Source organism: Shewanella psychromarinicola (assembly GCF_003855155.1).
Taxonomy (GTDB): domain Bacteria; phylum Pseudomonadota; class Gammaproteobacteria; order Enterobacterales; family Shewanellaceae; genus Shewanella; species Shewanella psychromarinicola.
This window is the reverse complement of the sequence record NZ_CP034073.1, coordinates 4,383,989-4,397,451: the sequence shown is the minus strand read 5'-3', so window position 1 is coordinate 4,397,451 and position 13,463 is coordinate 4,383,989. Positions and strand designations below refer to the sequence as shown.

13 protein-coding genes are annotated in these 13,463 nt (G+C 42.4%); 10 read left to right on the top strand and 3 right to left on the bottom strand.

Features of this window, described 5'->3' with window-relative positions; translation table 11 throughout:
* Positions 1 to 27 precede the first annotated feature (27 nt).
* Positions 28 to 801, bottom strand: coding sequence for a sulfate transporter CysZ (gene cysZ / locus EGC80_RS19215; protein ID WP_124011789.1), 774 nt, complete (start codon positions 799 to 801; stop codon positions 28 to 30).
* A 160-nt stretch (positions 802 to 961) separates the two neighbouring features.
* On the opposite strand from cysZ, the gene smc reads away from it, so the two are divergent.
* From smc to EGC80_RS19175, 8 genes are all read left to right on the top strand, one after another.
* Entirely contained in the window at positions 962 to 4,396 is a 3,435-nt protein-coding gene (smc, locus tag EGC80_RS19210) for a chromosome segregation protein SMC (RefSeq protein ID WP_124011788.1), read from the top strand.
* Positions 4,397 to 4,417: 21 nt separating this feature from the next.
* The gene (zipA, locus tag EGC80_RS19205; RefSeq protein ID WP_101032138.1) at positions 4,418 to 5,467 is read left to right on the top strand and encodes a cell division protein ZipA; all 1,050 of its coding nucleotides are present in this window, start codon (positions 4,418 to 4,420) and stop codon (positions 5,465 to 5,467) included.
* 101 nt (positions 5,468 to 5,568) lie between these two features.
* On the top strand, positions 5,569 to 7,581 hold the full coding sequence (gene ligA / locus EGC80_RS19200; RefSeq protein ID WP_124011787.1) for an NAD-dependent DNA ligase LigA: 2,013 nt from the start codon (positions 5,569 to 5,571) through the stop codon (positions 7,579 to 7,581).
* Between the two features lie 54 nt (positions 7,582 to 7,635).
* Positions 7,636 to 8,145 carry a DUF2919 domain-containing protein gene (locus tag EGC80_RS19195; RefSeq protein ID WP_101032136.1) on the top strand — a complete coding sequence of 170 codons (510 nt, stop codon included), beginning with the start codon at positions 7,636 to 7,638 and terminating at the stop codon, positions 8,143 to 8,145.
* Positions 8,146 to 8,311: 166 nt separating this feature from the next.
* Positions 8,312 to 9,511 (top strand): HD-GYP domain-containing protein, encoded by a 1,200-nt coding sequence (locus tag EGC80_RS19190; RefSeq protein WP_124011786.1) that lies wholly within the window; start codon positions 8,312 to 8,314, stop codon positions 9,509 to 9,511.
* 27 nt (positions 9,512 to 9,538) lie between these two features.
* Positions 9,539 to 10,345, top strand: coding sequence for an SDR family oxidoreductase (locus tag EGC80_RS19185; protein WP_124011785.1), 807 nt, complete (start codon positions 9,539 to 9,541; stop codon positions 10,343 to 10,345).
* Positions 10,346 to 10,395: 50 nt separating this feature from the next.
* Complete coding sequence (locus tag EGC80_RS19180; RefSeq protein WP_101032133.1) at positions 10,396 to 10,629, top strand: RNA-binding S4 domain-containing protein; 234 nt, start codon at positions 10,396 to 10,398, stop codon at positions 10,627 to 10,629.
* A 10-nt stretch (positions 10,630 to 10,639) separates the two neighbouring features.
* Positions 10,640 to 11,026 (top strand): ribonuclease E inhibitor RraB, encoded by a 387-nt coding sequence (locus EGC80_RS19175; protein ID WP_124011784.1) that lies wholly within the window; start codon positions 10,640 to 10,642, stop codon positions 11,024 to 11,026.
* Positions 11,027 to 11,143: 117 nt separating this feature from the next.
* On the opposite strand, the gene EGC80_RS19170 is transcribed toward EGC80_RS19175, so the two are convergent.
* Entirely contained in the window at positions 11,144 to 11,350 is a 207-nt protein-coding gene (locus EGC80_RS19170) for a hypothetical protein (RefSeq protein ID WP_101032131.1), read from the bottom strand.
* 94 nt (positions 11,351 to 11,444) lie between these two features.
* On the opposite strand from EGC80_RS19170, the gene EGC80_RS19165 reads away from it, so the two are divergent.
* A complete protein-coding gene (locus EGC80_RS19165) occupies positions 11,445 to 11,648 on the top strand; it encodes a hypothetical protein (RefSeq protein ID WP_101032130.1) in 204 nt (67 codons plus the stop codon).
* Between the two features lie 83 nt (positions 11,649 to 11,731).
* Here EGC80_RS19165 and EGC80_RS19160 read toward each other — a convergent pair whose 3' ends face one another.
* Positions 11,732 to 12,409, bottom strand: coding sequence for an SDR family NAD(P)-dependent oxidoreductase (locus EGC80_RS19160; protein ID WP_124011783.1), 678 nt, complete (start codon positions 12,407 to 12,409; stop codon positions 11,732 to 11,734).
* Between the two features lie 276 nt (positions 12,410 to 12,685).
* Here EGC80_RS19160 and EGC80_RS19155 point away from each other — a divergent pair, with 276 nt between their 5' ends.
* Positions 12,686 to 13,447 carry a TSUP family transporter gene (locus EGC80_RS19155; RefSeq protein ID WP_101032129.1) on the top strand — a complete coding sequence of 254 codons (762 nt, stop codon included), beginning with the start codon at positions 12,686 to 12,688 and terminating at the stop codon, positions 13,445 to 13,447.
* Positions 13,448 to 13,463 lie beyond the last annotated feature (16 nt).

Genomic DNA, 13,463 nt, shown 5'->3' with positions numbered 1-13,463 from the left:
TTTTTTTATAGATTCGCCCTCTATGGATTAGTCTGGGGCGATAGCGTTATTTTTATAAGCCTCTCGATATTTATCGACCCACATTGCGGTTGCACCACAAATGGCGACGGGCATGACGACAAAGTTAACAATGGGGATCATTGAAAACAGTGTCACAGTAGCACCGAAGCTAAAACTAGACCCCTTGGTATTTCTCAGAGCAAATTTCATGTCATCAAAACTGACTTTATGATTATCAAATGGAAAGTCGCAATATTGAATCGCCATCATCCATGCTGTAAATATAAACCATAATATGGGTGCTGCGGTTTGACCGACAATAGGTAACCAAAATAAGACTAAAAACAATAATGCTCGTGGCAAGTAGTATTTAAGTTTTATCCATTCTCGGCCAAAAATACGCGGTAAATCTTTAATCATATCGACGGAGTTACCGGTATTTAAGCTTTTTCCTGTGAGATGTTGTTCTACCTTTTCGGCCAATAAGCCATTAAAAGGTGCCGCAATCCAGTTCATCACTGAGCTAAATAGAAATGACATCACCACTAACATCGTTAATACCGCTAATGGCCACAACAGAAAATTCAACCAGCTTAGATATTCTGGAAGTTGATTATCCATCCATGTAAATAGCTCTGTTAATTGTCCTAGCGCAAAATACATCGCGGAGGCAAATAAGACTAAATTGATCATCAGTGGAATAAAAACAAATGAGCGTAATCCCGGTTGTTTAATTAGTTGAAACCCTTGGATAAAATAATTTACACCACTCTTGTTACCGATTTTCGAATTGCTGACCATTAAGACTGCCTATTTTGTGACTTATATAATTGATTTTGACCAGCCTAGCGCAATAAAACAAGTGATAAACGGTGTCTAAAGGATAAAAATCGTTACAAAATGGATCTCAATTGCTAAAGTGAACTGCTTTTTCCATTTATAGCGTACCTGAACTGGCAACATGAAATTAAAACACATAAAACTTGCTGGATTTAAGTCGTTTATAGACCCAACTAAAATCCCATTTGATAATGCCTTGTCGGCAATTATCGGCCCTAATGGCTGCGGAAAATCCAATGTGATTGATGCCGTGCGCTGGGTGCTGGGTGAAAGTTCGGCAAAGCAACTACGTGGCGATTCTATGACCGATGTGATTTTTAACGGCTCATCGGCACGTAAGCCTATTTCTGTTGCGGGTGTCGAACTGGTGTTCGAGAACATTCAGGGAAGGCTCACTGGCCAGTACGCCAGTTATCAAGAAATTTCGGTTAAACGACAAGTTAATCGTGATAGTGAATCAAATTATTTTTTAAATGGCCAAAAATGTCGTCGAAAAGACATTACCGACTTATTTATGGGCACTGGCCTTGGGCCGCGTAGCTATGCCATTATCGAGCAAGGTACCATTTCACGCTTAATCGAATCTAAACCTCAAGAGTTAAGAGTGTTTATTGAAGAGGCTGCGGGCATTTCTCGTTATAAAGAGCGCCGTCGTGAAACCGAAAACCGTATTCGTCATACCCGTGAAAACCTCGAACGTTTAAATGATATCCGGGTTGAGCTCGGTACCCAGTTAGACAAATTATCGCAACAAGCAACAGCGGCTCTGCAGTATCGAGAATTAAAAAATAGTGAACGCCAGTTACATAGCCAACTATTGGTTATGCGATACCAACAACTGTCGCTGCAAACCGACAGACTCGATGCCGAAACCGCTGAACGTGAGCTCAAGGCTGAAGCGTTAGCAAAGACCGCGCAGCAAGCAGATACCAGTGTTATCGAGCTGAAACAGCAATTGGCAGAACTCAGTGACGGCGAACATAAACTGGTGGAACAGTATTACCAAACCGGTAATACCATGAGCAAACTTGAGCAACAGCTTGCACATCAGCAGCAACAAGACACCCAGTTGCAGCAACAAATTCAACTATTACAGCAGCAGATCCAACAAGCTGACGATAAGATTGTCGATATGAACCATGTTCATCAGCGATTGGTTGAGCAAGTTAATACTCATCAACCCGCTTATGAACAGGCGAGTCAGGCGCTTGAGCAGATCGATGAGCAAGTCTTTGCTATTGAAGAGACGTTTGATGCTCAGCAACGTCAGTTAACCCAGTATGCCGAAACCTTAGCCGCCAATAAAATGCAGTTAGCCCTGAGCCAATCAACCCTCAGTCACCAGCAGCAAAGTTTACTTCAAGACCAGCAGCATTTATCACAATCACAGCTTGAACTGGCGGCGTTAACCCAACAAGATGGGCAACAACAGTTGCAAAGCAGTGCCACAGAATTAGCCAGTATTGAACAACAACTCAATGATAAACAGCTGCAACACAGTCAGCTTGAACTCTCATTAATCGAGCAGCAGCAGGGCGTGACTCAAGCTAGCGATACTTATCAAACACTAAAGCAATCGGTGACTCATCATCATTCACGATTGCAATTTATTGATGAGCTGCTTGCGGATCATACCCAAGATGATGGCCAACAATTATGGCAAGTGATTGAGGTGGTGCCAGGTTGGGAAAAAGCCGTCGACAACGTCTTACAAGGATTAAGTCAATTACCTGTTTTAGCGCTGGACCAAACATCCTTGTTAAGTGTTACAGAACCATTAGTAGGTTTTGAACAGCAACATCAAGTGGTTTATCCCGCATTAACGACCCCGGTAAATTTAGCGCCGTGGTTACAAAAAGTGGTGTGGGCGTCGAGTGTCCGTGAAGCAAAAACGATATTGCCGACATTGCAACCTGATCAATATATTGCCACCCAAGAAGGCTTGTTGATTGGCCATGGTTTTGTACTTAACCCTACTCAGTCTGGGCAATCGGCGATTGTCCTAAGCCAAGAACGATTAAGCTTAAGCCAGCAATCAGCCGTGCTTGAACAGCAGCTGTCATCGTCTCAACAAGCGTTAACATCGTTAACCCATATCGCCACGTCAACTCAGGTGGCACTGAGTCAATGCCAACAAAGCTGTCATCAGTTACAGATCCAACAAACAAAACTGCACTCGTTAGTGACCAGTTTAACTCAGCAAATGGTTGAAAAACGCGATAAACAACAACAATGCAGTCAATCAATCGCCAAGCTCGAACAGCAAATATGCGATAAAAAAATGCAAGTAGAGGTCTTTGAAGAACACGTCTCGACCCAAGAAGATGCATTGTTACTGGCGATGAATCAACACGACGTTGCCCAGCAAGCTTGGCAAACGAGTCAAGCTCAGTTACGTGAAACCAAAGCCATTCGCGGTGATGCTGCTAATCGTGTTAAGCAGCAGCAAACACAAGTGCAACAACATGCCACCCAACATGCATTAAGCGAGCAGAAATTAAAGCAACAACATGAAAAACAGACAGAATTAGCAAGCCAATTATCTCAGCTACAACAAATGCTGCTCGACAATCAGCAACAACGAGGTCAACATCATTTAAGCCAATTATCAACACAACTGGCACAAGCTCTTGAGCAACAGCAAGCCCTGCAGCGACAATTACAACAAAATCGTTCCCAACAAGCAGAGCTTCAAACTAGCTTAGACAGTTTAGTATTGATGCAAAAACAACAGCTTGTAGTGTTACAAGACTTGACTCAAGCGATAAGCACGTTAAAGTTACGTCGTGAGGGCTTAAAAGGGCAGGCGAATGCGCAGCTGCAATTGCTGCAAGAACAGCAAATTCAGCTACAACAAGTCATTGTCGAAATCCCTGAACATGCATCTGTTGATGTTTGGGCGCAACAGCTTGAAAAAGTAAAACAAAACATTTTACGTTTAGGTGCCATCAACCTTGCCGCCATTGAAGAATTTGAATCGCAACGAGAACGAAAAGCCTATTTAGACAGTCAAGACGACGACTTAAATAAAGGGTTAGCGATCTTAGAAGACGCTATCCGTAAGATAGACAAAGAAACCCGAAGCCGTTTTAAGGCCACATTCGAAACGGTAAACCATGACTTAGGGCTACTATTTCCAAAGGTATTTGGCGGGGGAAAGGCTTATTTGGCATTAACCGGTGATGACCTGCTCGAAACGGGTGTTACTATCATGGCACAGCCGCCAGGTAAGAAGAATAGCACCATACATTTACTAAGTGGTGGAGAAAAAGCGTTAACCGCATTATCATTAGTCTTTGCTATTTTTAGACTGAATCCAGCACCTTTTTGTATGCTCGATGAAGTCGATGCACCTTTGGATGACGCCAACGTCGAACGTTTTTGTCGCTTACTGAAAGAAATGTCACAAAGTGTGCAATTTATTTATATCAGTCATAATAAAATAACAATGGAAATGGCTGATCAACTTATTGGCGTTACTATGCATGAACCTGGCGTTTCAAGGATAGTCGCAGTGGACATTGAAGCCGCCGTCGCCATGGCTGACGCGGTATAAATTAGGAAGACAGGGAATCTAATGAAAGATTTACAACTTGTGTTGTTCGTATTAGGCGCAATCGCAATTATTGCGGTGTTAGTGCACGGTTTTTGGTCGATTCGTAAACAACAACCTAAATCAATGAAGCAAAGTCCGATGGCTGGATTTTATAAAGACCAAGCTGAACGTACAGACTCTGAAGGTTTTGACGCAGATGGTATTGGTAAAGTGCGCGTGCGCAAATCAGATGACATTGAAGAACCCGTTGTTAAGCCGATACTTAAGACCCAGTTAAGCCAAAAATCCAATCCGAGCGAGGCTAGGTTATCGGACACTCCACTACGTGACTCGTTGCGTCAGCCTGATCCTAAAAAGTCTAAGCCTGCCCATGTTGAACCTAAAGCGGCGCACCCCACTCAACAAGCGTTATTTGTTGACGATGAGGTTCAACCCGAACCCACTGCAAACGTGTCAATGAACACCCCTAAAAAGATATTTAATCCTTCAACCAGTACGGCCAAGTTAGAAAGCTACACAGGTAAGCCTACTGTAACCAAACCGGATCCGATTAAGCCAACGGGGCAAGCTGCAGTGCCTAAAGTTGATGCTGAAGTTGATACTGAAGTTGACCCTAGCGTTAACATTAATCCGCCTGCGGATGCGCCTGTTAATGAACTTGCTGAGCCTACCGATGTATTAGTGCTGCATATTGTTGCTAAAGAAGGTGAGCAAATTCAGGGAGCAGAATTACTGCCAAGCTTGTTATCGCTTAATTTTAAATTCGGTGAGATGGATATTTTTCATCGCCACATTGATAATGCCGGCACGGGCAAGGTGCTGTTTTCACTCGCTAACATGTTAAAACCTGGCATCTTTGACCCAGATCAAATGGAGCAGTTTGTCACTCAAGGCGTGGTGTTATTTATGACATTACCTTGTTATGGTGATCCGTTAATGAACTTTACCATAATGCTGAACTCGGCCTATCAAATTGCCGATGATCTCGGTGCCCAATTATTAGACGGACAACGTCAACCTTGGTCAGATGAGACCAAAAAAGATTATCTACGACGACTGAATGCGGCGTAGGTAGATATTTTTATTAAGGCCGCAGCAGCGGCCTTAATTGTTTTATGCCTTTACTCTTTATCAAGAATATCACGGTTACAACTCGTATGACGGATACCACAATGCACGCTATTCAAACTGAAATGGATCAACTGACTCACACTATTAATCAACATAATATTCGCTATTACGTTGATGATGCTCCGTCGATACCCGATGCTGAATACGATAGATTAATTAAACGCTTAACTGAGTTAGAGCGTGACTATCCGCAATGTAAAGCCATAGATTCACCGACCCAACGAGTCGGTGGGATGGCCTTACAAAAATTTTCCCAAATTACCCACCTTAAACCGATGTTAAGCCTCGACAATGCGTTTGAGCAAGTTGATTTTGCGGCATTTAACAAGCGTATTATCGATAAAGTCGATAGCACTGAGTATGTTTGCGAACCTAAACTCGATGGTCTCGCGGTGAGTATTACCTATCGTTTGGGCGTTCTTGAACGCGCAGCAACACGAGGTGATGGTAGTGTGGGTGAAGATATTACTGAAAATGTGCGCACAATTAGATCCATCCCACTTAAATTACGTGGTGAAGGATTTCCGGATTTAGTTGAAGTTCGTGGTGAAGTGTTTATGCCCAAAGCGGCATTTGAGGCGTTAAACCAGCGTCAAATCGGTAAAGGCGACAAAGTATTTGTTAATCCGCGTAACGCCGCGGCAGGCAGTTTACGCCAATTAGACAGTAAAATTACCGCTGCACGCGCACTAGGATTTTATGCTTATGCATTAGGCGTGGTGGAAGGTGAATCACAACCGATGCAAACAAGCCATTTTGGCCAGTTGTCTCAATTAAAACAATGGGGCGTCCCGGTCAGCAGTGAAGTAAAAGTGGCTGATTCAGTCGATAAAGTATACGCGTATTATGCTGATATTATGGCCAGGCGCAGTGCGCTTGCCTATGAAATTGATGGTGTGGTGATTAAGGTCAATGACATTGCTAAGCAGCTGACTCTGGGCTTTGTAGCCAAAGCACCTCGATGGGCCATCGCATACAAATTCCCAGCACAAGAAGAAATGACCCTGTTAGAGTCGGTTGATTTTCAGGTAGGTAGAACGGGCGCTGTCACTCCGGTTGCCCGTCTCAAACCTGTATTTGTCGGTGGCGTAACTGTGTCTAATGCCACCTTGCACAATGCTGATGAAATTGCCCGTTTAGGCGTTAAGATTGGCGACACCGTGATTATTCGTCGCGCCGGTGATGTGATCCCGCAAATTGTCGCGATTGTTCCAGAAAAACGTCTCGATGAGGCTCAAGATATAATCTTTCCCGATCACTGCCCTGTTTGCCAAAGTACTGTTGAGCGTTTAGAGGGCGAAGCCACAGCGCGTTGCAGTGGAGGATTATTTTGTGAAGCTCAGCGTAAAGAGGCCATTAAACATTTTGCCTCCCGTAAAGCATTAAATATTGACGGCATGGGTGACAAAATTGTCGAACAACTGATCGATAAAGAATTGGTTAAAACCCCTGCAGACTTATTTAAGCTAACGCCTTCGACTGTCACTATGTTAGATCGCATGGCAATGAAGTCAGCGACTAATATTGTCGCTGCTATTAAAGAGGCTAAAACGACCACGTTGGCGCGTTTTTTATATAGTTTAGGCATTCGTGAAGTTGGCGAGGCTACTGCTGCCAACTTAGCACAACACTTTGCCGATTTTGAGCTGATCTGCGATGCCAGTGTCGAGCAATTACTTGAAGTGGCAGATGTGGGTGAAATTGTGGCAAAACATATCCGTCAATTTTTTGCTCAGTCCCATAACATTGAAGTGATTGAGCAGCTGCTTAACGCCGGAATTACTTGGCCTGTAATAGAAAAAGCTGATGAGTCGCAATTGAGCCTAAAAGGTCAAACTTGGGTGTTAACCGGTACATTGACGCAACTTAATCGCAATGACGCCAAAGCACGCTTACAGGCATTAGGGGCAAAAGTAGCCGGCAGTGTATCTAAAAATACCGATTGTGTTGTCGCGGGTGAGGCTGCTGGCTCTAAGCTCGCAAAAGCAGAGGCGTTGGGTGTTACTGTGATAGATGAACAAGGTTTGCTGGATTTACTGAATGCATCCAACTAATGCTGATGATATTGATGCTTAATTTATACTTGTGGCCGCCGATAAGAGTTTATTGTGAATTTTAGTAATATTACTTGGCTTGATGATCGCGGCCACATAAAACCACCCTTGTTTTTATATTTGATCTTGGTTTTCTTAGCCCGTGGCTGGTGTATTTTTATTGCATCCTTGACCCAGTTTAATGATCGATCAGGTTTAGTTCGGTTGTTTTATCCTGAAAAAAGCGATTTTATATTGGCCTTAATTACCGGTGTCGGTGCGGTGTTGATTTATGGACTTATTATTGCCGAGCGTAAACGCAGTTGGCCGATATTAATGCCTTTATTTCGATATAGTGGTTGGTTGTTATGGGGATTACTCATTGTTGATGGACTATTTTTATTTCAGCGGATGGTGCACGATGACTATTTGTTTAAAATTAGCTATTCGATTGATGCACTTTTTCTATTTTGGTCAGTCATTTATGTGTTTAAATCAAAGAGGTTATATTACTACTTTGCCGACTGGACAGCAGATGATACCGCAGTAAAAGTTGAAACCTCATCTGATGACGAGATCAAGTAACATACTAAACAATGTACGGCTTGGTATAAATGCTCTATATTAACTGTGATCCAAAAGGTAAAGATGTAAGGCCTTGATACACATAACTCTATTACTGAAAATGTTAGTGTAAGAATGACATTATCATCTTAGCTATAACGTGGCGAATGTGAAAAGGATCAATACTTTGGCTAAAGTCGAATTAACACAAATACCTGTATCGCAAATGGTTATCGGGTTAACCGTTAAGCTGCCTTTGTCATGGACAAGCCATCCTTTTTTTCGCAGTAAAGTTAAGATTGAACAACAAATTCAAATCGAGATGATCAAAGGTCTCGATGTGTCATTTGTGTACCTGGTTGATGGGCATGACTTACTGCCTAAAATTGATGTTCCTGTTGAAATTGAACAGCCCGAAAAAGTCGTTAATCAAGACATTGATTATCGACCATTGGCTAAAAAAAGTATCCGAGTCAGTCAACAGCGATTTTTGAAATCAGTTAATGATATCAGAACGGGATTTGGTAAAATAGTGAGTGATCCCGAAGGCGCTTATCGTGAAACTGCTACGTTAGTCGAAGATTTAGTTGAACATTTGTATGAAAGCGAAACCCCTCACTTAACCTTAGTGAGCAGTGGTGAGACGGATGTGAGTGTGACTCAACATGGTATTTCAGTCGCGGTTATTTCTATGATGATTGGCCACACATTATCACTGCCTAAAAAAGATGTCCGTGACGTTGCATTAGGCAGCTTGTTTCACGATATCGGTAAACTCAAAGTGCCTGATGTTATCAGGCGTAAGCGTGGTGAGTTAAGCGATCATGAAAGTAATTTTTTAAAAATGCACCCTAATTTTGGCCATGAGATGCTTAAGCGGACGGGGTTATTTCCTGACGCTATGTTAGACATTGTGTTGCATCATCACGAGTTTATTGATGGCAGTGGTTATCCTCATCATTTGACTGAAGCCAACATTTTACTCACCACCCAAATAGTGTCATTAGCCAATGACTATGAAACCTTATTACACCAATACCAGACTCCGCAAATTGCACTGGGTATTTTATTTAAAACTCACAGTAGTAAACACAGTGATAATTTGATTTCGGTGTTAGTCAAAATTTTAGGTATCTATCCACCTGGCACTATAGTGCGCTTAACTGACGACAGCATCGCGAAGGTGATGATGACTACCGCCGATGTCAAGCAGCCACATGTGTGGTCTTGTAATGTCAGCGGTGCAGAGCCTAGCTTTCGATTTTTAATTAATGAAGATGTCCAAGTGAAAGAAGTTGTAAAGTTAGATGACTTATCTGATGGGGCAATGAAAACATTGCAAGTTAATAGTCCAATCAGCTTTTACTTCAATAACTTCAATCATTAAGACTTAACGAAGTAATATTGAGGATAGATGAACACAATTACCCTTATCGGATGCGGTTGGTTTGGTTTTCCGCTCGCCACACAATTAATGAAACAAGGTTTTCAGGTTAAAGCGTCAAAACGTCATCCTGATGATTTAGCTCAATTACAGCAAGCTGGTATTGAGGCTTATCAATTAGATTTGGCGAATGTGACTACCCAGGTAAAAAAGGCGACTTTATTCGATGCTGACGCCATTGTGATTAACTTACCGCCAGGACTGCGACGAGGTGAAACTGACTATCTTGGCTATTTAACCCAGTTGAAAAATTTGATGGGTGAACGCCAATATCAAAAAGTTATTTTTATCAGTTCCACTGGGGTCTATCCGTCGCTAAATCAAACGGTAACCGAACAAGATGCTGGCGCATTTAATGATACCAGTCACACCTTATTGCAAGCTGAAGCCATATTTTCAGCAATGGCAAATAGCTGTGTTGTGCGATTTTCAGGCTTAGTTGGACCTAAGCGTCATCCGGGACGTTTTTTTGCGGGTAAAACCGATGTTAGCGGCGCTAATGTAGCGGTTAACCTAGTGCATTTAGATGACTGTATTGCAGCCGTTAGCTTGATCCTTTCTCGTACGGATACGTTACCGATTTATAATCTCACAGCAAATGAACATCCTACTCGTGGAGCGTTTTATGCTGCCGCCGCCGAGCATCTTGGATTAATTGCCCCGCAGTTTAATCAGCAGCAACAGCCAAGCAAAATTATCGACGGTCAATTAATCAGTCATCAATTAGGGTTTCAATATGCGTTTAGTAGCCCATTCAAAATGCTTGATGCTTGCTAAACTGGCATAGGCTATAATAGCCAGCATATTTTGATTAAAAGGCGATTATTGTGACGACTCAAACTCAAGCGTTTGCATTACTTCAAGGTGATGAATTCGTAGAACTGTACAAAGTACTAAAAGTACTCGGTTTAGTGAACGGCGGTGGCGAAGCAAAGCATGTCATTACTGAAGGTCAAGTTACCGTCAATGGTGACGTTGATACTCGTAAACGTAAAAAGTGTGTTGTTGGCGATATAATTTCGTTCAATGACGCGACAATTGAAATTGTTCCTGCAGACTAAGGATTGATAAATGCAATTCCCAGACGATGATAATGGCCAAATGTTGGCTGCAATGGCTGATGCCGGTATTGACCTTACTCAATCAATAGAAGTAGATTTCTTCTTAGTGTTTGATGACCAACGTGATGCCGAATCGGCGTTAGAAGCATTAAGTCAAACCGACATGCAAGGTGAGCTTGAGGTTAACTTTGATGAAGAAAGCACTAAGTGGGAAGTGATTGTTTGCCTGCAAATGGTACCTGATTACGCAGCACTTGTTGCCAAAGAAACTGAGTTAAATAGCTTTGCGCAAGAGTTTGACGGTATTTCTGATGGTTGGGGCGTAATGCAAAACCAAGCTAGCGATAGTGAATTTACTGATGATGACCATGTGCACAGCGAGCATTGCAAGCACTAACATCGCCATCACTAAAGATTGATTTATTGAATGAATCATTCAATGAATCATTCAATGAATCAAAAAGCCGTTAATGCCCAGCATTAACGGCTTTTTGATGATATAAAGCGACAGGGTTTAGTCATCTTCTTTTATGTCATTAATGACTTCTTTGGTTCCGTGACCAATGGCCTTGACGGTATCGCGGGTCCCGTGACCGATTGCAGTGGTCACTTTTTTGGTGGTGTGACCAATTTCTTTGCCAGTGTGTTTTAATTCAGCGCAAGCTGACAAGCCCAGAACAAGGCTTATCGACAGCAGTATTACGACGACTTTTTTACACATTGTAGTAGCCTTATCAATAATCTAATATGAGGTATCATCAGCAACGTCGTTGCTATTTCAGCATAACGGGCTTGATGGTTAAAAGGGTAACATCATGAATTTAAATGCCACATTGATTGGTCAAATTATTTTCGTTTTAACCTTGGTTGTGGTGTTCTTTACCTTAAAGTTTGCCAAAGGTAAAACCCCTAATTTACCGTTAGTTGGTTTTTACGCCATAGTGTTAAACGTTATTTTTGCGCCCGCAGGGTGGATATATTGCTGGTATTGGTCAACCAAACCATTTTTACCCAAATAAACCCAAACTCAAAAACATCACTAGCAGTTAACTTGGGATAATAAACCGTTCGTTCTACTTTAGGTTAACTAATTAACGGAATATTAACCTCGGTTAATGGTGATGTCAGAGACATAACCATGTTCTGTCGCTATTAAGGCTTGTTTGAGCATGGCGGCGGCTTCTGTTGCGGTCATAAAGCTTGAGGTATTAATGTCTTTGCCACTAGTTTGCCAAAAGTCTGTTGCCATTCCTCCTGGATATACCGCAATTAATTTCATCGGGCTATCTTTTAATTCTAATCGCAACGATTCAACTAAGCCTTTAACCGCCCATTTTACTGCACAATAGGTTGACTCATTGGCTTTACCTGCTTGCGCTGCGGTCGACATCACCACGATAACCGTGACCTTGTGATCGCGATAACGACTTACCAACTCTCGTAATACCAGAATGCTTGAAGTTAGGTTGTTGTTGATCAACTGATTAATAGCTTGCGGCGTTTGCTGTTCAATTGGGCCAAAATAACCACTACCAGCACAATGGATCACGCTGCTTGGTGGCGTTGATAAACGCGAAAATAAATCACTGACCTCTTCTGCCACACATAAGTCTGCTGCGTGAGTCTGCACCTTAACTTGCTCAAGAGGAGTCAAGCTGGCCATTACATCCGCTAATTTTTGCTCACTGCGACCAGTGATCAACAGGGTATGATCTTCTGCTGCATATTGTTGAGTCAGTGCAGCGCCTAAGCCGCTGCTCGCGCCCGTAATAACAATCATAATAAAACCTTCAGCCAAATTTACATTAGGTTGGCTACTATACCAATGCATAAGTGAACCGCAAAGTGCTTGTGTTGCATCAACGACTATCAATGGAAGGTGAATAGTCAAACATTGAGCTATTTAATAATCATTTATTTTCCAGAGTCGCTATTAGTTAAGTAAAATTGAATAAATATCTCGGAACGCTTTGTATTTTGACGATAAAGATTGTCTAATAACGCCTCGTCTTATGTCTTACCGACTTCACCCTTGTTGCTAATAACGAGAAACGTAATGTTTGAACTCACGCTCCAGCTCGCGGTTATTTTATTTTTTGTTGCTTTGGTTGCGGGTTTTATTGACGCGATTGCCGGTGGCGGAGGGTTACTGACTATACCGGCATTAATGTGGGCGGGATTGCCGCCTGCGGCCGCATTGGGTACCAATAAACTGCAAGCATGTGGTGGTAGTTTTTTTGCGAGTTTATATTTTGTGCGCAAAGGAATGGTTGATTTGCCTAGCATAAAACTGTCATTGTTATGCGCATTTATCGGTGCCTCTATCGGCACAATATTAGTACAAATGATCGATGCAAAACTACTGGAAGTGGTGCTACCATTTTTGATTTTAGCGATTGGCTGTTATTTTTTATTCTCTAAAAAAATTAGCGAGCAAGATCGCCAGCAAATTCTTACTCCGAGTGTTTTTGCCTTCACTGCGGCATTAGTCGTTGGGTTTTATGATGGTTTTTTCGGTCCCGGTACTGGGAGTTTCTTTGCGTTAGCGTTTGTCTCATTGGCTGGGTTTGGTTTAGCCAAAGCAACTGCTCATGCTAAATTATTAAACTTTGCGACTAACATCGCCTCGCTAATTTTCTTTCTTATCGGGGGGCAAGTGGCGGTCGTGCTGGGATTAATTATGCTCGTTGGCCAAGCGGTTGGCGCAACGTTAGGCTCACGTTTAGTGGTCACTAAAGGGGTTAAAATTATTAAACCTTTGGTGGTGGTGATGTCATTAGGTATGAGCGGGAAATTATTGTGGTCGCAATACATGTGATCTACATGTGGTCATA